General features: G+C 68.4%; 16 protein-coding genes. 8 read left to right on the forward strand and 8 right to left on the reverse strand.

Features of this window, described 5'->3' with window-relative positions; genetic code table 11:
• Positions 1-9 precede the first annotated feature (9 nt).
• The 3 genes from V5F63_RS05735 to V5F63_RS05745 all read right to left on the reverse strand — a co-directional run bounded on the left by V5F63_RS05735 (position 10) and on the right by V5F63_RS05745 (position 2,226).
• Positions 10-396, reverse strand: a complete 387-nt coding sequence (locus V5F63_RS05735; RefSeq protein WP_209488044.1) for a cupin domain-containing protein — start codon at positions 394-396, stop codon at positions 10-12.
• The gene (locus V5F63_RS05740; protein WP_394102513.1) at positions 393-1,823 is read right to left on the reverse strand and encodes an MFS transporter; all 1,431 of its coding nucleotides are present in this window, start codon (positions 1,821-1,823) and stop codon (positions 393-395) included. The genes V5F63_RS05735 and V5F63_RS05740 overlap by 4 nt, the downstream gene beginning before the upstream one ends.
• 100 nt (positions 1,824-1,923) lie before the next feature.
• The gene (locus V5F63_RS05745; RefSeq protein ID WP_394102514.1) at positions 1,924-2,226 is read right to left on the reverse strand and encodes a hypothetical protein; all 303 of its coding nucleotides are present in this window, start codon (positions 2,224-2,226) and stop codon (positions 1,924-1,926) included.
• Positions 2,227-2,412: 186 nt separating this feature from the next.
• Here V5F63_RS05745 and V5F63_RS05750 point away from each other — a divergent pair, with 186 nt between their 5' ends.
• A complete protein-coding gene (locus V5F63_RS05750) occupies positions 2,413-4,266 on the forward strand; it encodes an AI-2E family transporter (RefSeq protein ID WP_394102515.1) in 1,854 nt (617 codons plus the stop codon).
• Positions 4,267-4,296: 30 nt separating this feature from the next.
• Here the strand turns inward: V5F63_RS05750 and V5F63_RS05755 are convergent, their stop codons facing one another.
• Positions 4,297-9,123 (reverse strand): NAD-glutamate dehydrogenase, encoded by a 4,827-nt coding sequence (locus V5F63_RS05755; protein WP_445329496.1) that lies wholly within the window; start codon positions 9,121-9,123, stop codon positions 4,297-4,299.
• 300 nt (positions 9,124-9,423) lie between these two features.
• Here V5F63_RS05755 and V5F63_RS05760 point away from each other — a divergent pair, with 300 nt between their 5' ends.
• From V5F63_RS05760 to V5F63_RS05785, 6 genes are all read left to right on the forward strand, one after another.
• On the forward strand, positions 9,424-9,984 hold the full coding sequence (locus tag V5F63_RS05760; RefSeq protein WP_209490251.1) for a peroxidase-related enzyme: 561 nt from the start codon (positions 9,424-9,426) through the stop codon (positions 9,982-9,984).
• Between the two features lie 330 nt (positions 9,985-10,314).
• Positions 10,315-11,085, forward strand: coding sequence for an ABC transporter ATP-binding protein (locus V5F63_RS05765; protein ID WP_209488049.1), 771 nt, complete (start codon positions 10,315-10,317; stop codon positions 11,083-11,085).
• Between the two features lies 1 nt (position 11,086).
• On the forward strand, positions 11,087-11,800 hold the full coding sequence (locus tag V5F63_RS05770) for an ABC transporter ATP-binding protein (protein ID WP_209488050.1): 714 nt from the start codon (positions 11,087-11,089) through the stop codon (positions 11,798-11,800).
• 55 nt (positions 11,801-11,855) lie between these two features.
• Positions 11,856-13,064 carry an ABC transporter substrate-binding protein gene (locus V5F63_RS05775; RefSeq protein WP_209488051.1) on the forward strand — a complete coding sequence of 403 codons (1,209 nt, stop codon included), beginning with the start codon at positions 11,856-11,858 and terminating at the stop codon, positions 13,062-13,064.
• A gap of 119 nt (positions 13,065-13,183) precedes the next feature.
• Entirely contained in the window at positions 13,184-14,065 is an 882-nt protein-coding gene (locus tag V5F63_RS05780) for a branched-chain amino acid ABC transporter permease (RefSeq protein WP_209488052.1), read from the forward strand.
• 10 nt (positions 14,066-14,075) lie between these two features.
• Positions 14,076-15,065 carry a branched-chain amino acid ABC transporter permease gene (locus V5F63_RS05785; RefSeq protein WP_209488053.1) on the forward strand — a complete coding sequence of 330 codons (990 nt, stop codon included), beginning with the start codon at positions 14,076-14,078 and terminating at the stop codon, positions 15,063-15,065.
• 171 nt (positions 15,066-15,236) lie between these two features.
• Here V5F63_RS05785 and V5F63_RS05790 read toward each other — a convergent pair whose 3' ends face one another.
• From V5F63_RS05790 to V5F63_RS05805, 4 genes are all read right to left on the reverse strand, one after another.
• The gene (locus tag V5F63_RS05790; protein ID WP_209488054.1) at positions 15,237-16,382 is read right to left on the reverse strand and encodes a benzoate/H(+) symporter BenE family transporter; all 1,146 of its coding nucleotides are present in this window, start codon (positions 16,380-16,382) and stop codon (positions 15,237-15,239) included.
• Positions 16,383-16,427: 45 nt separating this feature from the next.
• On the reverse strand, positions 16,428-17,276 hold the full coding sequence (locus tag V5F63_RS05795) for a penicillin-binding transpeptidase domain-containing protein (RefSeq protein WP_394029894.1): 849 nt from the start codon (positions 17,274-17,276) through the stop codon (positions 16,428-16,430).
• Positions 17,276-18,118: a 3-methyl-2-oxobutanoate hydroxymethyltransferase gene (gene panB / locus V5F63_RS05800; protein WP_209488056.1), complete on the reverse strand. Its 843-nt coding sequence runs from the start codon at positions 18,116-18,118 to the stop codon at positions 17,276-17,278. Before panB ends, V5F63_RS05795 begins: the two co-directional genes overlap by 1 nt.
• A 124-nt stretch (positions 18,119-18,242) precedes the next feature.
• Complete coding sequence (locus V5F63_RS05805) at positions 18,243-18,809, reverse strand: NnrU family protein (protein ID WP_394029893.1); 567 nt, start codon at positions 18,807-18,809, stop codon at positions 18,243-18,245.
• 176 nt (positions 18,810-18,985) lie between these two features.
• Here V5F63_RS05805 and V5F63_RS05810 point away from each other — a divergent pair, with 176 nt between their 5' ends.
• Entirely contained in the window at positions 18,986-19,489 is a 504-nt protein-coding gene (locus V5F63_RS05810) for a L,D-transpeptidase (protein WP_394029892.1), read from the forward strand.
• Positions 19,490-19,653 lie beyond the last annotated feature (164 nt).

The raw sequence follows: 19,653 nt of genomic DNA on the forward strand, positions 1-19,653 counted from the left end.
CGGTGCATGTCAGGTTCCGGCGAGGTCGGCCGCTGCATCGGGAAGGGCGGGCGAGGCCTTCGCGGCCTCGTCGTGCGCCGGAGGCAGATGCACGACATAGAACTTCCGCACTGCCGTCACGCTCTTCCAGATCCCCTTGAAGCCGGACGGGATGACGAAGGACTCGCCGGCGACGAATGTCTCCGTGTGCCCGGAAGCGTCGGTGAGTTCGACCGTGCCTTCGATGAGGACGCAGAACTCGTCCTCGTCATAGCTCACCTGAAGCTCCGACGGCGCGGAGGCCCAGAAGCCGGCGGAAAAAGCGCCGGTGCGGTCCTGATACCATTCATGCACGGTCGTCGCCGCATTGAGATCGAGCGGCGGATTGGCATCGAAGCGGATGGAGCGGATGGTCATGGGTCCCTCCCTGCGCGCCCGGCTGACGCTTCGGCGCCATCCTTCGCCTGTCCGCCGCCCGCCCGCAAGGGCGCGCGCACGCCTGCGACAAGAACGGCGCCCATTCCGAAGAAGACGACCAGCACCGCCACGCCCGCGCGCTGGCTCTGGGTGAGGGCGGTGACGATGGCGACCGTGGTCGGCGCCGCGAACGAGGTGATCTTGCCTGAGAGGGCGAACAGGCCGAAGCATTCGCCGATATTCTCCGGCGGCGCGAGGCGCACCAGCAGCGTGCGCGAGGCGGCCTGCAGCGGGCCGGCCACCGCGCCGATGAGGAGGCCGAAGCCCACATAGACCTTCTCCGGCAGCGTGCCGTAGAGCCCCGTCCCCGGCGCAGTGGGCACGAGGCCGAACAGGATCGATCCCCGGTCCACCGAGAGCAGGCCGACGCAGGCGAAAAGCAGCGCGAGGAGCGCGCCGAGGATGACCACGCGCGGGCCGAAAGCATCGTCCAGCCAGCCGCCCGCCAGCGCTCCGGCCGTTCCGGTGATGGTCAGCAGAATGCCGAAGATGCCGATCTCGATGGAGCCCCAGCCGAAGGTGCCGGCGGCATAGATGCCGCCGAAGGCGAACAGGGCGACGAGCCCGTCCGCGTAGATCATGTTGGCGAGGAGGAAGCGGGCGAGGGGCGGGCGCGCCTTGAGCTTCGGCACCAGCCCGCGGATTTCCCCGAAGCCCTTGGCGACCGCCGCGCGGAACGCCAGACCTTTCGCGCGGTCGGGCACGAACAGGAACATGGGCAGCACCAGCACCGCGAACCACAGGGCGGTCAGGGGGCCGGAGAAGCGGTCCCCCTCGCGGCTCGCCGCGTCGAGCCCGAGCGCCGGCGGCAGGCCGATGAGGGTGAGGCCAGTGTCCGGCGCGGTGGAGAAGAAGCAGAGCATCAGCGCCAGCGACACCAGCCCGCCGAAATAGCCCGCCGCCCAGCCGATGCCGGAGAGACGGCCCAGCCGCTCCGGCGGCACGAGGTCCGGCATGATGGCGTTGTTGAAGACGGTGGCGAACTCCACCCCGATGGTGCCGATGGCGAAGGCGGCCAGCACCAGCGGGATGCGCGCGGTATCCCCCGGCACCGCGAACCACAACAGCGCCGCGCCGGTCATCAGCATCAGCCCGAACGCCGCGATCCATGGCTTGCGCCGTCCGGAGGCATCGGCCACCGCGCCGAGGATGGGCGAGCAGACGGCGATGACAAGCCCGGCCGCCCCGGTGGCGAAGCCCCACAGGCTCTGCCCCTCGGCCGGTGTCGGCGCCACGGCGGAGGCGAAGTAGGGCGCGAAGATGAAGGTGGTGATGAGGGTGAAATAGGGCTGGCAGGCCGGATCAAACAGGATCCACCCCGCCACGGCCCGGCGTGGGAGGCGGGAGGCGGGCCGGGAGGAGGACAAGGGGCGCGATCCGCAATGGCTGGCAAACGACGGCGCACCATGGCAGCCGCCGCCCACGATGGAAACCGTCCCCAGCCTAAACTGCCGGTCTGAGTTCGCCTCAGGCGGTAAATTCCGGCATGGGCTCGGCACCGGCCGGCACCACATGCTCCACCAGTGCGGCGACGGCGGAGGCGACCAGCACGGCAGAGCCCACGGGCGCGGCGGAGAAGAAATCCTCCTGCACCGCGTTGCCCTCGTCGTCCTTGAAGGCCGATGAGGCCGCGCGCACCGTCACCACCTCGGTGACGAGATACCCGTCCTTGACGAGATCGCGGGCGATGGCCTTCGGCGGCCGCTTGTCGCGCACGTGCAGCGGATCGTCCTCGCCTCCAGCCCGCCAGACCACCCGGTAGATGTACATGGCGCTTCGCTCCTTGCGGCAATGCCGCCGAACCAACGCCAAGGTCGAGCCCGGCGTTCCCCGCACCTTTTGTTCCTTCGGCCGCTTTCCCATGGATCAACTGCCACGTTGCAGCGTTGTGCATGGGCGGCACCTGCGGCCGCGAGCACCTGATATCGGCGCCGAGGCGCCCGTGGAGAGCCGGCGATGCTGCAGTCCCGTGACCCGTCGTTCTCCGATCCGGTCGGCGGCACTGATCTTCCCGGTCGGGACCGGGTGCTGGCTTTCTTTGCCGCCATCGCCATCGTGACCGTGCTTTATGTCGGGCGCGAGGTTTTCGTGCCCATCGCGGTGGCGATCCTGCTGTCGTTCGTGATGGCGCCGGTGATCCGCGTGCTGCGCGGGATCAAGGTGCCGCGTTCCGCCGCGGTCACCAGCGTCGTCGTCGTCACCTTCGTGGGTCTGATCGCGCTCGGCGGCGTGCTGGCGCTTCAGGTGACCGACCTTGTCGCCGAACTGCCGAAGTACCGCATCAATCTCAGCGAGAAGATCCGATCCATCAAGGATGCGACGGGAGGCTCCGGCACCTTCGAGCGCACCATGGACATGCTGCAGGATCTCGGGCGTGAGCTGGAGGCGCCGCGGCCCGGGCAGGGCGAGGAGGGGCTCCTTGCCGCGACCGACGGTCGCCCGATTCCGGTCGAGATCAAGCAGCCGCCGCCGGGCACGCTCGGGACCCTCTCAACGGTCATGGCGCCGCTGCTGCACCCTTTGGCCACGCTGGGCATCATCTTCATCTTCGTGCTGTTCATCCTGTTCCAGCGGGAGGATCTGCGAAACCGTGTGGTACGGCTGGCCGGCGCGCACGACATGCAGCGCACCACGGCCGCCCTCGACGACGCCGCGAGCCGGCTGTCGCGCTTCTTTCTCGCGCAGGTGGCTCTGAATGCCTCCTTCGGCGCCGTCATCGGCGTCGGATTGTGGCTCATCGGGGTGCCGAGCGCGCTCCTGTGGGGCATCGCCGCGGCGGTGCTGCGTTTCGTGCCCTATATCGGCGCCGCCGTGGCGGCGGCTCTGCCCATCGGCTTCGCGCTGGCGGTCGATCCCGGCTGGACCATGGTGCTGTCGGCGGCCGCCCTGTTCATCGTGGTGGAGCCACTGGTGGGCCACGTCATCGAGCCGCTGCTCTACGGCCGCTCCACCGGCCTATCGCCGGTGGCGGTGATCGCCGCTGCCACCTTCTGGACCTGGCTGTGGGGCCCCATCGGCCTCCTGCTCTCCACCCCGCTCACCTTGTGCCTGGTTGTGCTGGGGCGCCATGTGGAAAGCCTTGAGTTCATCGACGTGGCGCTGGGCGACCGGCCGCCCCTCTCGGACAGTGAACTGCTCTACCAGCGCCTTCTGGCCGCCGACCCCGTGGAAGCGGCGGCCGCCGCCGAGGAGGTGCTGCGGCAGAAGGATCTCGACGCCTATTGCGACGGCGTGGTGCTGCCGGCCCTCAAGCTCGCCCAGCGCGATGCCGCGCGCGGCGCGCTCGACGCCGGCCGGCAGGAGCGCATCCGTGACACCCTGGCCGACCTGCTCGACCATCTGCCGGAGCCGGAAGAGAGGCTGACGCAGGAGGCAGATGCCGAGGAGGACTCCGGTCCCCGGCCCGAAGGCCCGCGCGTGCTGGTGCTGCCCGCCCGATCGGCTCTCGACGAGGCGGCGGGGCTGCTGCTCGTCTACCGGCTGATGGCGGACGGCATCCAGGCGGAGGCGGCCCCGCCCGGCGGCGCGCGGCGGCTGGCGTCGGGACAGGCGGAGGCGATCATCCTCGCCTATCTGTCCCCCGCAACCCCCGCGCATCGCCGCTACACCATCCGCAGCCTGAACCGCGACCCCTCGGCCCGGCGCCGCGTGATGGTGGCGGATTTCATGTCCGAGGGGCCGCCGCCCGTGCTTCAGGGCGAGGCGGCTGCGGTCTCCACCGTGAAGGGCGCAGTGGAGGCTGCACAGGTCGAGGCAACGCCTGAAGCGGCCGCCCCGACGGCCGTCCCGGCGCGGGCCGGGGCGGCCTGAAGGAACTGGCGCGGCCCGAAAGCCGTCGCCTCATCCCTTGACCAGATCGCCCAGCAGACTCGCGGCCAGCGTCAGCTTGGACAGGCTGAGGCCGGACTGGGCGATGTCGCGCACCGTGCGGCGCATGCGCTCCACCTCCTCGCGGCGACGGCCCACATAGGCGTCCACGGCAGCCTCGCCGGAAACGCCCTCGGCCAGCATCGCCTCGGTGATGCGACGCAGGAAGGTCTCAAGCTGCGCCAGCGAGCGGTCCAGCGCCAGCCGGTCGTAATAGTCGGGCGCAAGGATGCTGCGCGACTGGGTGAGCAGGTCGTCGATGGCGAAGTAGCGACCCGCCGCGAAGAAGGTGCTCGCGGCGCTGGGAATCGCCTTGCCCGTGGTCTCGGCGATCAGCGCGATGTCCGAGGCGGCGGCGAGCGCCGGCATGGAGGCGACGCGGCGGGCCAGCTCTTCCGGCACGCTTTGGGAAACGAGATCCGAGATGCGCGCGGCGCGGTCCTTGCGCCAGACGTCCGGCAGGCTCTCGTCGAGCGCGGCCGCGACCGCCGCGACGCCGCTACGGTAGCGTTCCACCACCCCGGCGATGCCGTCCGCGAAGGAGACGTTGCCGATGAACCAGATGGTGCGTCCCACCATCAGGTCCTGCACCGCCGCGTAGAGCTGGAGCTGGACGTGCCCGTCCACCTTGTTGTCCAGCGCGTCGATGGCGGCGGTCAGTTCCGGCAGGTGATAGCTGTCGCGCACCGCCGCGAAGGCGCGGGCGATGGAAGCGGCATCCCCGCCGGTCTGGTCGGAGATGCGGGCCATGGCGGAGGGGCCGCCCTGGTTGACGATGGCGTTGGCGAGGCCCGTCGCGATGATCTCGCGGTGGAGCCGGTGGGTCTCGATGGCGTGGGGATAGCGCTCTTGCAGCTCGTGCGGGAAGTAATGCACCAACTCGCCGGAGAGATAGGCATCGTCCGGCACGCTGGAGCCGAGGAGATCGTCCTTCAGGGCGAGCTTGGCATAGGCGAGGAGCACCGCCAGCTCGGGCCGGGTGAGGTGCTCGCCGCGCGAGCGCCGGTCGGCGATCTCGGCGTCGGAGGGCAGGAACTCCACCGCGCGGTCGAGTTCGCCCCGCGCCTCCAGCATCTGCATGAGGCGCTGCTGGAAGGCGAGGTCATCCGCGCCCTTCAGTTGGGCGAGGGACAAGGCGAGGGTCTGGTCGTAGTTGTTGACGAGGACGAGGCGTGCCACCTCGTCCGTCATCTGCTTCAGCAGCGCCGCGCGGTCGGGCATGCTGAGGTCGCCCATCTCCAGGGGCTTGGCCAGCGCGATCTTGATGTTCACCTCCACGTCGGAAGTGTTCACGCCGGCGGAATTGTCGATGGCGTCGGTATTGAGCCGCACCCCCTTGCGCGCCGCCTCGATGCGCCCGCGCTGGGTCATGCCGAGGTTGGCGCCCTCGCCGATGACCTTGGCATTGAGATCGGCGGCGGCGATACGCACCGCGTCGTTGGCGCGGTCGCCGGCCTGGGCGTCGGTCTCGGTGGAGGCGCGCACATAGGTTCCGATGCCCCCGAAGAACAAGAGGTCCACCGGCGCCTTCAGGATGGCGTTGATCAGCTCCGCCGGCGTGGCGCTGGCTTTCGGAAAGCGCAGCAGGGCGCGGACCTCTTCGGAGAGGTCGATGCTCTTGGCGCTGCGCGGGAAGATGCCGCCGCCCTTCGAGATGAGGCCGGCGTTGTAGTCAGCCCAGGAAGAACGGGGCAGATCGAACAGGCGGCGCCGCTCGGTGAACGAGGTGGCCGGGTCCGGATCGGGATCGAGGAAGATGTGGCGGTGGTCGAACGCCGCCACCAGCTTCAGCGCCGAGGACAAGAGCATGCCGTTGCCGAACACGTCGCCGGACATGTCGCCGACGCCAGCCACGGTGACGGGCGTCGTCTGGATGTCGATGTCCATCTCGCGGAAGTGGCGCTTCACCGCTTCCCAGGCACCGCGGGCGGTGATGCCCATGGCCTTGTGGTCGTAGCCGACCGAGCCGCCGGACGCGAATGCGTCGTCGAGCCAGAAGCCGTGCCGCTCCGAGATGGCATTGGCGGTGTCGGAGAAGGTGGCCGTGCCCTTGTCGGCCGCCACCACGAGGTAGGGATCATCCCCGTCGAGGCGCACCGTGTCGGCCGGCGGCACCACGGCGCCGCCCTTCAGATTGTCGGTGAGGTCGAGGAGCGAGGAGACGAACACCTCATAGGCCGCCGTACCCTCGGCAAAGACCGCCTCGCGCGTGCCGCCCACGGGCAGACGCTTGGGCACAAAGCCGCCCTTGGCGCCCACCGGCACGATGACCGCGTTCTTCACCTGCTGCGCCTTCACGAGGCCGAGGATCTCGGTGCGGAAATCCTGCGGCCGGTCGGACCAGCGCAGCCCGCCGCGCGCCACCTTGCCGAAGCGCAGGTGGACGCCCTCCACGCGGGGCGAATAGACGAACACCTCGTAGAGCGGGCGGGGCAAAGGCAGGCCCTCCACTTTCGCGCTCTCGAACTTGATGGCGATGGGCTCGCGCAGGCGGCCCTGCGCATCCTTCTGGTAATAGGTGGTGCGCAGCGCCGCATCCACGAGGTTCACGAAGCGCCGCAGGATGCGGTCCTCGTCGAGGCTGGAGACGTCGGCTAGCGCTTCGTCGATGGTCGCGCGCAGGGGCGCCTCGCGGGCGGCGCGGGCTTCGGCGGCGGTGTCCAGAGCCGGGTCGAAGCGGGCGTGGAACAGGCCGACGATGGCGCGGGCGAGGCTGCCGTGGCGGTTCAGCGTCTGCCAGATGTAGTCCTGCGAGAAGGGGATGCCCGCCTGCCGCAGGTAGCGGCCGAGCGCGCGCACCAGCGCCGCCTCGCGGAAGCTGAGGCCGGCATCGAGCACGAGGGCGTTGTAGCCGTCATTCTCCGCCGCGCCGCGCAGCACGGCGTTGAGGCAGTCCTCGAGGCGCACGGCGGAGCCCTCCACCGAGATGGAGCCGCCGTCCGCCCGCTCCAGCGACATGTCGTGCACCCAGCTCTTGGGGCCGCCGGCGGGCTCGATGCGGAACGTGCGCTCGTTGATGGCCTTGAGGCCCATGTTCTCCAGCATGGGCACGCGCGCCGCCAGCGGCAGGGGGGCACCGAAGGAGATGAGGCGCAGCGCGATGCGCCGGTTGTCGTCGCCCTCCCGGCGGTAGAAATCGAGGGCGACGGGCCGCTCCTCCGACAGGCGCTCCAGCAGCTCGATATCGGCGAGGGCGCGCGGCACGCCGTAGGCGGCGCGGTAGCCGGGATCGAACGCCTCCACGTAGCGGCGGGCGAGGCGGGCCGCGTCCCCGGCTTCGATGCCGGGCGTCGTCGTGACGGCAGCGGAGAGACGGTCGCGCCAGGTGAGGATGGCGTCCGCCACCGCCCGCTCCAGCTCGCCCTTGTCCACCTCGGGAATGCGCCCCTCGGTGCGGCCGATGTCGTAATGCACCCGGGTCAGCGGAAGACCGGCGACGAATTCCTGCTCGAAGGCCGTGACCGTGCCGCCGTAGGACGTCTCAAGGATCGCGCCCACGCGGTCGCGCACCTGCGCGTCGAAGCGCTCGCGCGGCAGGAAGGTGAGCACGGAGACGAAGCGGTCGAACCGGTCTGCCCGCGCCAGCACCTTCAGGCGCGGCCGGTCATAGAGCGAGAGGATCTCGCGGGCGTGGCCGAGCAGCGTCGCCACGTCGATCTGGAACAGGTCGTCGCGCGGGTAGGTCTCCAGCACCGTGGAGAGCGCGCGGGCCGAATGGCTGTCCGGCTCAAGCCCCGCGCCGCGGATCACCGAGGCCGCCTTGAGGCGCAGATAGGGAATTTCGCGCAGGGAGTGGGTGTAGGCCGTGGAGGCGAACAGGCCGATGAGGCGCACCTCGCCGATGAGCCGGCCCTTCTCGTCGTGGGCCTTGATGCCCACATAGTCCATCACGTCCCGCCGGTGGACGCGCGAGCGCAGGCTCGCCTTGGTGAAGAGCAGCGGCGTGGGGCCTTCGAGGAAGGCGCGGATCTCGGGCGTGGTCACCACCGGCGCGTCGCCGAGGCGCAGTTCTTGGACATCGGGATCGCGCAGGATGCCGAGGCCGCTGTTCTCCTCCGCCTTCAGGCCGTCCTCGGTCAATTCGTAATGGCGCAAGCCGAGGAAGATGAAATTCTCCTCGGTCAGCCATTCCAGAACGTCGGCGGCCTCCTCGCGGGCCTCGTCGCCGTAGGGGCGCTTCTCGCGCCGGTATCCCTTTGAGAGGCTCCGGACCTGCTTGCGCATGGCGGAGAAATCGAGATTGGCGGCGCGGACATCGGCGAGCGTCCGCTCCAGACCGGCCTTCAGCTCACCCACTGCGCTGTCGTCGATGGCCGCGACATGGATGTGGATGAGGCTTTCGCGGTTTCCCTCGGACAGGCCGTGGGGGCCGGGCGCCTCAAGCCCGCGCACCGCGCCGTCGCCGTCGCGCTCCACATGGAGGATGGGGTGGGCGGCGAGCTTCACCACCAGCCCGCGATCAGCGAGTTCACCCGCGATCGAATCGAACAGGAAGGCCATGTCGTCGTTCACCGCTTCGATGACGGTGATGGCGGGGCCGGGCAGGGCCGGGTTGAACACCCGCACGCTCGGCTGTCCCTTGGGGCGCCCGGCCACATGGGCCCACGCCTCGCGCAACAGCAGCACGACGCAGGCCGGGGGGAGGGGCGCCAGATCTTCCGGCGCCACGGCGGCGAGGAAGATGTCGGCGAAGCCCGCCGGCAGGTGAGGCGCCTCGCGCTCGATGAGCGCCTTTACCGCGGCCAGAGCCGTCTCGTCGTGGAGTCCGTGCGCACCGGCTTGAAATCCCATGACGTTCATGGCCTTTCCTCACTGTGTTGCCGCGGGTTGCGCTGGTTCAGCCGTCCGGCGAGCATGACCTTGTGGCCCGGAGCGGCGACGCTGGAATGACGAGGCGACCCTATGGCATCGAAAGTGAAGGCAGCGGTGGGCGTGGAAAAGGGCAAAAGCGCGACTGCCACAAATAAAGGCAGGCCCGAAACGAAGGCGGCGCCGCAGAAGTCCAAGTCTTCGGAGAAAAAGTCTTCCACAAGAAAACCCGCACCGCAGGCGTCTGTTCCTGCGACCGAACCCGCGCGCCGGCGTGACGATCTTCCCGCCATCGCCCTCGCCATTCCTCCCGCCGAGCTGGATGCGGCCAATCAGGCGTATTTCGACAAATGCGTCGAGAAGATCGGCTTCGTTCCGAACGTGCTGCAGGCCTATACGCTGGACATGGCGAAGCTCAATGCCTTCGCCGGCATGTATAACGATCTGATGCTCGCCCCCTCCGGCCTGTCGAAGCTGGAGCGGGAGATGATCGCCGTGGTCGTGTCCAGCATCAACCGCTGCTATTACTGCCTCACGGCGCACGGCGCGGCGGTGCGCCAGCTCTCCGGCGATCCTATCCTCGGCGAGCAGATGGTGATGAACTATCGCGCCGCCCGCCTCGACCCGCGCCGCAGGGCGATGCTCGACTTCGCCGCCAAGCTCACGGAGAGTCCGCATGCGGTCGAGGAAGAGGACCGCGAGGGTTTGCGCCGGGTCGGCTTTTCCGAGCGCGACATCTGGGACATCGGCGCCGTGGTCGGCTTCTTCAACATGTCGAACCGCATCGCCTCGGCGACCGACATGCGCCCGAACGAAGAATACCACGCCCAGGCTCGCACGCCGAAAGCGTGACGCCCGCGCCGGCCCGCGGAACAGATCTTGAGGAGCGCGGCGGCGGTCACGCCGTCGCGCCATGAAGAGATTAGGTCGAGTGGAGTGCTTATTCTCAACCTTCGCGGGCGGAGCCTGTGGATACCGTCTTACGCAGCGTCGGTCAGGCAATAGCGGTAAGATCGAGCTAGACATTCGGCGCCCGCCCGGTCTATTGACGCACTCGCGGCGGAGCATGATAGCTTGCGCCCAAGATCAAGCGCACCGGACAAGGTGCCTTTTGTGTGGAGGTCGGCTGGAGTGCGTCGCGTGCGACGTGCGGCCGGGGAACAGCGAGGGCGCCTTACGATCATGGACAGCGTCTCAGACGTGCCCTACATCGTTGAAGCATCGGGTCTCACGAAGGAATTCAAAGGGTTCGCTGCGGTCAAGAACGTTGACCTCAGGATCCGTCGGCACACCATTCACGCCCTCATCGGGCCGAACGGTGCCGGAAAGACCACCTGCTTCAACCTGATTACCAAATTCCTGGAGCCGACACGCGGCACCATCAAGCTGAACGGCCGCGACATCACGCGCACGCCGCCGGCGGATGTGGCGCGGCTGGGCATGGTCCGCTCGTTCCAGATCTCGGCCACCTTCCCGCACCTCACGGTGCTTGAGAACGTGCGGATCGCGCTGCAGCGGCCCATCGGCAACTCGTTCCATTTCTGGCAGTCGGAGAAGAGCCTCGATGCGCTCAACGACCGCGCCATGGAGCTGATCGCCGACGTGGACCTGACGCAATACGCCAGGCACCTGGCGGTGGAACTGCCCTACGGCCGCAAGCGCGCGCTGGAAATCGCCACCACGCTCGCGCTCGAGCCGGAAATGCTGCTGCTGGACGAGCCCACCTCCGGCATGGGCCGCGAGGACATCGCCCGCACGGCGGATCTCATCAAGCGCGTCTCCACCAACCGCACCATCCTCATGGTGGAGCACAACCTTTCGGTCGTGGCCAATCTCTCGGACCGGATCACCGTGCTGGCGCGCGGCGAGATCCTCACCGAAGGCCCCTATTCCGAAGTGTCGAAGAACCCGCAGGTGATCGAGGCCTACATGGGCACCGGTGGAGCGCATTGAGATGGCCGCGAATGGAACGCCCCTCCTCGAGGTGAAGGACCTGCACGGCCATTATGGCGAGAGCCATGTGCTGCACGGCATGACCTTCGACGTCCATCCGGGCGAGGTGGTGACGCTGCTGGGCCGCAACGGCGCCGGCAAGACCACCACCATGCGCGCCATCATGGGCCTGCTGCGCAAGCGCGCCGGTTCCATCCGTTATCAGGGCACTGAAACGGTTGGATTGGCGCCCAACAAGATCGCCCGGCTCGGCATCGCCATCTGCCCGGAGGAGCGGGGCATCTTTTCCTCGCTCTCCGTGCGCGAAAACCTGCTGCTGCCCCCCGTGGTGCTGCCCGGCGGCCTGACCGTCGACGAGGTTCACGAGCTGTTCCCGCGGCTCGAAGAGCGCCGCAACAGCCAGGGCACGAAGCTTTCGGGCGGCGAGCAGCAGATGCTGGCCATCGCCCGCATTCTACGCACCGGGGCGAAGCTCCTGCTGCTCGACGAGCCCTCCGAGGGTCTTGCGCCGGTGATCGTGCAGCACATCGGCGAGATCATCCGGAACCTCAAGAAGAAGGGGTTCACGGTGCTGCTCGTGGAACAGAATTTCCACTTCGCTTCCACTGTCGCCGACCGCCACTATGTTGTGGAGCACGGTCGCGTGGTGGACATGGTGGAAAATGACAAGATCGCGGAAAACGCGGCACGTCTCGAAGCCTTTCTCGGCGTCTGACGCCGGGTTCCTGACAGCGAGAAAATCCGGTTCCAGCCGGAGGGGAGGACACATTATGCGTCTTGCAGCCGTATTGCTGGCCGCAGCCAGCGTCGTCGTTGCCGCTGGCGCCGCCAAGGCCCAGGTTCCGGTCAAGATTGGCGTGCTCAACGACCAGTCTGGCCTTTATGCCGACCTCGGCGGCCAGGGCTCCGTCTGGGCCGCCAAGAAGGCGGTCGAGGACTTCGGCGCCGCCGCCAAGGGCCTCAAGGTGGACGTGATCTTCGCCGATCACCAGAACAAGGCCGACGTCGGCACCTCCATCGCCCGCCAGTGGTATGACGTGGATGGCGTGGATGTGATCGTCGACACTCCGAATTCCGGCGTCGCTCTCGCGGTGAACACCGTCACCAAGGAAAAGAACAAGGTCTTCATCAATTCCGGCGCGGCCACCTCGGACCTCACCGGCAAGGCCTGCACGCCGAACACGGTGCACTGGACCTACGACACCTGGGCGCTGGCCAACGGCACCGGCAAGGCCATCGTGAAGAACGGCGGCGACACCTGGTTCTTCCTCACTGCAGACTATGCCTTCGGCCATGCGCTCGAGCGGGATACCTCCGAGGTGGTGAAGGCCAACGGGGGCAAGGTGGTCGGCGCTGTGAAGGTGCCGCTGAACAATTCCGACTTCTCCTCGTTCCTGCTGCAGGCGCAGTCGTCCAAGGCCAAGATCATCGGCCTCGCCAATGCCGGTGGCGACACCATCAATTCCATCAAGCAGGCGTCGGAATACGGCATCGTCGAGGGCGGCCAGAAGCTCGCCGGCCTCCTCATCTTCCTCACCGACGTGCATTCCCTCGGCCTCAAGGTGGCGCAGGGTCTGAACCTGACCTCCGCTTGGTACTGGGATCAGACCGACGCCAACCGGAAGTTCGCCGATGCCTTCGCAGCGGCCAACGGCGGCAAGCGTCCGACCATGGTGCAGGCCGGCGTCTATTCGGGCGTGCTGCACTATCTCAAGGCGGTCGAGGCGCTGAAGTCCGCCAAGGACGGCGCGGCCGTGGTGGCGGAGATGAAGAAGATCCCCACCGACGATCCGCTGTTCGGCAAGGGCGAAGTGCGGGCCGACGGCCGGCAGATTCACCCCATGTATCTCTATGAGGTGAAGAAGCCGTCGGAGTCCAAGGGCCCCTACGACTACTACACCCTCAAGGGCACCATCCCGGCCAACGAGGCTTTCCGCCCCATCGGCGAGGGCGACTGCCCCCTCGTCAAGAAGGGCTGATCCAGCACCCGGACCGGGCAGGCTCTCAGGGCCTGCCCGGGCCTCCACCAAGTCCGGTTCCTGTGTTCCGGTTGTCACTTGCGGTTTCCGCCGTTTCCTCCTGACGAGACGGGTCTTCGATGTTCGAGCTTCTCGGCATTCCCCCCCAGGCCCTGTTCGGGCAATTGCTGCTGGGCCTGATTAACGGCGCCTTCTACGCCATGCTGAGCCTCGGGCTCGCGGTGATCTTCGGCCTTCTGAACGTCATCAACTTCACGCACGGCGCCCAGTACATGATGGGCGCGTTCGGGGCGTGGATGCTGCTCAATTATGCCGGCATCCCCTTCTGGGGGGCGCTGGTGCTCTCGCCGATCATCGTCGCGATCATCGGCATGCTCATCGAGAAGACGCTGCTCAAACGGCTATACCATCTCGATCATCTCTACGGCCTCCTGCTCACCTTCGGCCTCGCCCTCATCCTCGAGGGCCTGTTCCGGCGGCAGTACGGCTCCTCGGGCCTGCCCTACAATAATCCCCTGCCGGGCGGCACCAATCTCGGCTTCATGTTCCTGCCCAACTACCGCGCCTTCGTCGTGGTGGCCTCCCTCGTGGTGTGCATCGCCACCTGGTACGTGATCGAGCGCACCAAGCTCGGCTCCTACCTGCGCGCCGCCACCGAGCGGCCGGATCTGGTGCAGGCCTTCGGCATCGACGTGCCGCGCATGATCACGCTCACCTACGGCTTCGGCGTCGGCCTCGCCGCGCTCGCCGGCGTGCTCGCCGCCCCGGCCTATCAGGTGAGCCCCACCATGGGCTCGAACCTGATCATCGTGGTGTTCGCCGTGGTGGTGATCGGCGGCATGGGCTCCATCATGGGCGCCATCGTCACCGGCTTCGGCCTCGGCGTCATCGAGGGCCTGACCAAGGTCTTCTATCCCGAGGCCTCGTCCACCGTGATCTTCGTCATCATGGCCATCGTGCTCATGGTGAAGCCCGCCGGCCTCTTCGGCACGGCCAAGTGAGGGCTGCTACATGAGCTCCGCGACCCATTCCGCTTCCGCCCCCGCCACGTCCGGCGGCAGCTCCAGCACCATGATCGTGTTCGCCGTCGCCGCGGTGGCCGTGCTGCTGGTGGCACCGTTCGGCGTCTATCCCGTGTTCCTGATGAAGGTGATGTGCTTCGCGCTGTTCGCGTGCGCCTTCAACCTGCTGCTCGGCTACACGGGCCTCCTGTCGTTCGGCCACGCCATGTTCTTCGGCGGGTCGGCCTACGTCTGCGCCCACACCACCAAGGTGCTGGGCTTCACCCCGGAGCTTGCCATCCTCGCGGGTGTCGCCTTCTCGGTGGTGCTGGGGCTGCTGGCGGGCCTGCTCGCCATCCGCCGGCAGGGCATCTACTTCGCCATGGTCACGCTGGCCCTGGCGCAGATGTTCTTCTTCTTCTGCCTGCAGGCGAAGTTCACCGGCGGTGAGGACGGCCTCCAGGCGGTACCGCGGCGCCCGCTGTTCGGCCTCATCGACATCAGCCAGGACATCCACCTCTATTATTTCGTGCTGGCGATCTTCCTGTTCGGCTTCTTCGTCATCTACCGCACCATTTACTCCCCCTTCGGGCAGGTGCTGAAGGCGATCCGCGAGAACGAGCCGCGCGCCATTTCGCTCGGCTACCGGGCGAACCAGTACAAGCTGCTCGCCTTCGTGCTTTCGGCGGCCCTCGCGGGTCTCGCCGGCTCCACCAAGGTGCTGGTGTTCCAGCTCGCCTCGCTCACCGACGTCGCCTGGCAGATGTCGGGTGAAGTGGTGCTGATGACGCTGGTGGGCGGCATGGGCACCGTGCTCGGCCCCGTGGTCGGCGCGGCCGTGATCGTGACCATGCAGAACTATCTCGCCGGCCTCGGCGAGTGGGTGCTGGTGATCCAGGGCGTCATCTTCGTCCTCGCCGTCTCGCTGTTCCGCCGCGGCTTCGTCGGCGAGGTCATCGCCATCTGGCAGCAGATGAAGGCCCGCAAGGCCAACAGCTGACGCGCTCAACAGCTGAAGCGTCAGCCGCCGGCCTGCGGGCCGGCCGCACATCCTCCCACCCCGCGGGCGCCCGTCGCCTGCGGGGTTTTTCTTGTCGCACTCTAACCCCAAGTAAGAGAACGCGTGATCCGATCTGATTGCGATGCAATCAGATCGGCGCGTGCCCTGGGGTCAGCGGCGGCGAACCGTATCCATGGCGAAGACCGCGAGGCCGGCGACGAGCCCCCAGACCGGAGCGCCGAGGCCGAGCGCGCTCACGCCCGAGGCGGTCGTGGCGAACGTCACGATGGCGGCCGTGCGGTGCTTCTCCACGCCGAGCGCCGCCGTGAGCGAGCCGGTGAGGGGAGCGATCAGCGCCAGCCCGGCGATGGTGGCGACCAGAGCCGGCGGCAGCGCCGCGAAAACCGCGACCAGCGAGGCGCCGGCCGCCGCCAGCAGCAGGTAGAACAGGGCATAGACGGGCCCCGCCTTCCACCGCGCCCGGGGATCGGGATCGCACTCCGGCCCCGTGCAGAGCGCCGCCGTGATGGCCGCAAGATTCGATGCATGGGCACCGAACGGCGCCGTCAGCAGTGAGGCGATGCCGGTGGTGGCGAGGATGGAGCGCACCGGCGGCACATAGCCGCTGGCCGTGAGCACGGCGAAGCCGGGCAGGTTCTGCGACGCCATGGTCACGAGGAAAAGCGGCAGGGCGATGCTGATGAGCACGCCGCCGTCGAATTCCGGCGTCACCCACACCAGCGCCGAGAGTTCGAGCGCCGGCATCTGACCCACGGCGCCGGACCCCAGCGCCGCGCCGATTCCGGCCACCAGCGCCGCCGGAACGGACCAGCTGGGCGCCAGCCGGCGTGTCAGGAAGAAGGCCGCCACAACCGGCAGTACCAGCAGTGGGCTCTTCGCGGCGTGCTCGGCGAGGGCGGTGACGAAGCGCACCAGCACGCCCGCGAGCATCGCCGCCGCCACCGCCACGGGAATGCGCGACACCAGCGTGCCGAGCGGCTTCACCGCCGCGCAGGCCACCATCAGCAGTCCCGCCACCAGGAACGCGCCCGCCGCCCGCTCCATGCCGATCCCCGCCCCGAAAGCGGCAAGCAGGGCCGCGCCCGGCGTGGACCAGGCGGTGATGATGGGCATGCGGTGCCGGACGGAGAGGAACGCGCTCGATCCCGCGATGGCGAGGCAGAGCGCCGCCACCCAGGAGGACGCCTGCGCCGGGCTTGCCCCCACCGCCGCGGCGGCGGAGAGGATGAGGGCGAGGGTGCCGCCGAAGCCCACGAGAGCCGCAACGAAGGCCGACACGATGGCGGAGACGGGCACGCGAAACTCCTCGGGGCGTCTTGGTGTGGACCTCCGCCCGCGGGCTCAGGGGGCCTGCGCCGACAGCACCGGGACGAGCGCCGCCAGCGTCTGCCGGCGCGCCACCAGCCCGAGCGATTCGGGAGAGGCTATGTCGAGGGAGGTGTAGCGCACGAACACGGCGGTGCGGCCGTCCTTCTTCGCAAAGCCGATGAACCATCCGAACGGCCGCGACCGGTCGATCTGCCCATCCGGGAAGCGGCCGAAGCCCGAGCCGGTCTTGCCGAAGGTGACCCACCCGGCGGGCTGCTCATCGATGGCCATGATGCGGATGGTCTCGTCCACGGCCTCGGCCGAGACCGGCAGTTCGCCCTTGAGCATGCGGCGCAGGAAGTCGATCTGCTCGCGCGGGGAGATGACGAGGGAGGAGGAGATCCAGTAGCGCTTGCCGGGCTCCGCCTCGCCCTTCACGCCGCCCATGTTCTCGTTGCCGTAGGCGAAGGCCTTGAGGTACTGCGCCATCCGCTCGCGTCCGAGCTCGGCGGCGAGCACCTCGGAATACCAGACCACGGAATTCTTCATCCATGATCGGGGCGTCTGCGGGCCGCGCGTCACCTCCCGTTCGAGGTCCGCGCCAGGTGGCGGCTCGTGGACGGGCTTGCTGTCGCTCTTGAGGATGCCGGCGTCATAGCCCATCAGCGCCAGCACCACCTTGAAGGTGGAGTTGGGGGGATGGCGCGCGGCGCACAGCCCCTGTTTTGCCAGCACCCGGCCACTGTCGAGGTCGGTCACCAGCAGGCAATCCTCCGCCGCGGCCGCCGGGCGCACGCCGAGGAGCGCCGGGGCGAGCGCGAGAGACAGGAGGAAAGCGAGGCGGGCGATGGGCCGTCCCACCGCCGAGCGCGACCACCCCATCAGGAGGCCTTGGCCGGCTTGTCCACCAGCCGGGGGGCGTAGGTGTGCTCCTTGGCCGGGAAGGTGCGGGCGCGCACCTCCTCGGCATAGGTCGCCACCGCCGTCTCGATGGCCGGGCCGAGATTGGCGTACTTCTTGACGAACTTCGGCACCCGGTCGCCGAGGCCCAGCATGTCCTCCAGCACGAGGATCTGCCCGTCGCAGGCCGGCGAGCCGCCGATGCCGATGGTGGGGCAGGGCACTTCCTCCGTGATGCGGCGCGCAAGCGGCTCGGCGATGGCCTCCAGCACGATCGAGAAGGCACCGGCCTCGGCCACCGCGCGGGCGTCGTCGAGGATGATGGAGGCCTCGGCATCGTCGCGGCCGCGCGCCTTGAACGAGCCGAGCGTGTTGATGGCCTGCGGGGTGAGGCCCACATGGCCCATCACCGGCACGCCGCGATCCACCAGGAAGCGCACGGTGTCGGCCATGCGCCGGCCACCCTCGAGCTTCACCGCGCCGGCGCCGGTCTCCTTGAGCACGCGGGCAGCGGTGTGGAAGGCTTCGGTCGGGCTCGCCTCGTAGCTGCCGAAGGGCAGGTCCACGACGATGAGCGCACGCTGCGTGCCGCGCACCACGGCGCGGCCGTGCACGATCATCATCTCCACGGTCACCGGGACAGTGGTCTCCAGCCCGTGCATCACCATGCCGAGGCTGTCGCCGACGAGGATCACGTCGACGTGGCGGTCGAGCAGGCGGGCCGTGTGGGCATGGTAGGAGGTGAGCGACACGATGGGCTCGCCCCCCTTGCGGGCCTGGATCTCGGGCGCGGTGACGCGGCGGGCGTCGGCCTGAATGGACATGGCGTTCCTCTTGGCTTGGCCGGCGCCGGGGCGGCGGCACGGCCGGGGGCATTTCCGGCTCCCGCGGGAGCCGTCCTCACCTGACTGTTGTTCTTGTTCGTGTCTCTGGACGGCCGCGCTGCTCTCACATCACCGGCACGCCGACGACGTAGGGATGAAATAGGTAGGCGAGGGCGAGATAGAGCACCAGCCCCCCGCCGACCACCAGCGCGTCACCCGCCCAGTTTTTCGGCGCGACGGGCGGGGGCAGGTTGCGCCGCTTCACCGAGATGCGGTCGAACACCGCCCAGGCCAGCACCGCGCCGAACAGCACGATGGAGGCGATGTCGCCATTGGCGAGAAGGTGTGCCACGGCCCAGGTCTTCACGCCCACCAGCATGGGGTGCTTGAGCCAGGCCTTCACATGGCTCGGGACATAAGCGGCGACGATGGCGATGGCGGCGAACAGCATCAAGAGCAGCGTCAGATGGCGCATGCCCACAGGCGGGTTCCACACCTGCATGGGGCCGGAGGCGCGCCACAGCGCATAGCCATAGGCCGTGAGCAGCAGGCCGGACGCCGCGAGCAGGGAATAGAAGCCCTTGTAGGGACCTTCCCCCAGCGTGCCGATGAGGCTGGCGCGCAGGCCCCTGACCGTCGTCACCAGATGGATGCCGAGGAAGACGACGAGGCCGAACAGCATCATCACCATGGAACGGGTCTCCTGAGGCGGGGGCGCATCCGCCGCCGACGCGCGGACATTAGTGATGACGGAGCCGGTTGGAAACGGGGCGGCGGTTTCTGGCAACCGGTGGGCGTCGCCCGGGCCAGCGACATCTTGCACGCGTCCCCAAGCGTGGCACTATGGCTGACGGGAGGTCAGCGAACATGTTCGAAGCGCTGGTTGTGCCACCGCGCGCCGGCAAGGTGGGGGCGGTTCTGCGCAAGTCCCGCCTTTTGATCTGGCTGGCCGCCGCGCTCCTCGCGGCCATGCTCGTGAGTTTCGCTCTGGCCGGGCCGGCCTCCGCCGCAGCGGCCGTGGTGGCGCGGATCGACCTGTCGCGACAGACCATGACCGTGAGCGTCAACGGCATGCCGCACTATTCCTGGCCGGTTTCCACCGCCCGCCGGGGCTATGTCACGCCCACCGGGGCTTACCGACCCCAGCGCATGTACCGCAGCTATTTCTCGCGCAAGTATTACAACTCGCCCATGCCCTACTCGATCTTCTTCAATGGCGGGTATGCCATCCACGGCAGCTATGAGGTGAGCCGCCTCGGCGCGCCGGCCTCCCACGGCTGCGTGCGGCTGCACCCCTCGAATGCCGCGACCCTCTATTCCCTGGTGCAGACCTACGGGGCGGGCAACACGCTGATTCTCATCACCCGCTGAGGGGCGGCTTTTCCGGCCCCTCGTGCGGCGCATGCGTGCCCTGCAGCGAATCCCTCGCAACAGGTCTTCTATTCGTCGCGCACCCATGGTATCGGCCACTGCCAACTCGTAGCGAGGTGCCGGAGCCCCGCGGCCAGCCCAAAGGTCTGGTCCAGGCTCAGTCT

Origin of the sequence: Xanthobacter wiegelii (genome assembly GCF_043193855.2) — a bacterium.
GTDB lineage: Bacteria > Pseudomonadota > Alphaproteobacteria > Rhizobiales > Xanthobacteraceae > Xanthobacter > Xanthobacter flavus_A.

Coding starts and splice junctions, on each gene's coding strand:
- V5F63_RS05755 (WP_445329496.1), bottom strand. CDS start 9,123: ATGAACGTCATGGGATTTCAAGCCGGTGCGCACGGACTCCACGACGAG.
- V5F63_RS05775 (WP_209488051.1), top strand. CDS start 11,856: ATGCGTCTTGCAGCCGTATTGCTGGCCGCAGCCAGCGTCGTCGTTGCC.
- V5F63_RS05795 (WP_394029894.1), bottom strand. CDS start 17,276: ATGGGGTGGTCGCGCTCGGCGGTGGGACGGCCCATCGCCCGCCTCGCT.
- V5F63_RS05780 (WP_209488052.1), top strand. CDS start 13,184: ATGTTCGAGCTTCTCGGCATTCCCCCCCAGGCCCTGTTCGGGCAATTG.
- V5F63_RS05805 (WP_394029893.1), bottom strand. CDS start 18,809: ATGGTGATGATGCTGTTCGGCCTCGTCGTCTTCCTCGGCATCCATCTG.
- V5F63_RS05745 (WP_394102514.1), bottom strand. CDS start 2,226: ATGTACATCTACCGGGTGGTCTGGCGGGCTGGAGGCGAGGACGATCCG.
- V5F63_RS05765 (WP_209488049.1), top strand. CDS start 10,315: ATGGACAGCGTCTCAGACGTGCCCTACATCGTTGAAGCATCGGGTCTC.
- panB (WP_209488056.1), bottom strand. CDS start 18,118: ATGTCCATTCAGGCCGACGCCCGCCGCGTCACCGCGCCCGAGATCCAG.
- V5F63_RS05750 (WP_394102515.1), top strand. CDS start 2,413: ATGCTGCAGTCCCGTGACCCGTCGTTCTCCGATCCGGTCGGCGGCACT.
- V5F63_RS05735 (WP_209488044.1), bottom strand. CDS start 396: ATGACCATCCGCTCCATCCGCTTCGATGCCAATCCGCCGCTCGATCTC.
- V5F63_RS05785 (WP_209488053.1), top strand. CDS start 14,076: ATGAGCTCCGCGACCCATTCCGCTTCCGCCCCCGCCACGTCCGGCGGC.
- V5F63_RS05810 (WP_394029892.1), top strand. CDS start 18,986: ATGTTCGAAGCGCTGGTTGTGCCACCGCGCGCCGGCAAGGTGGGGGCG.
- V5F63_RS05770 (WP_209488050.1), top strand. CDS start 11,087: ATGGCCGCGAATGGAACGCCCCTCCTCGAGGTGAAGGACCTGCACGGC.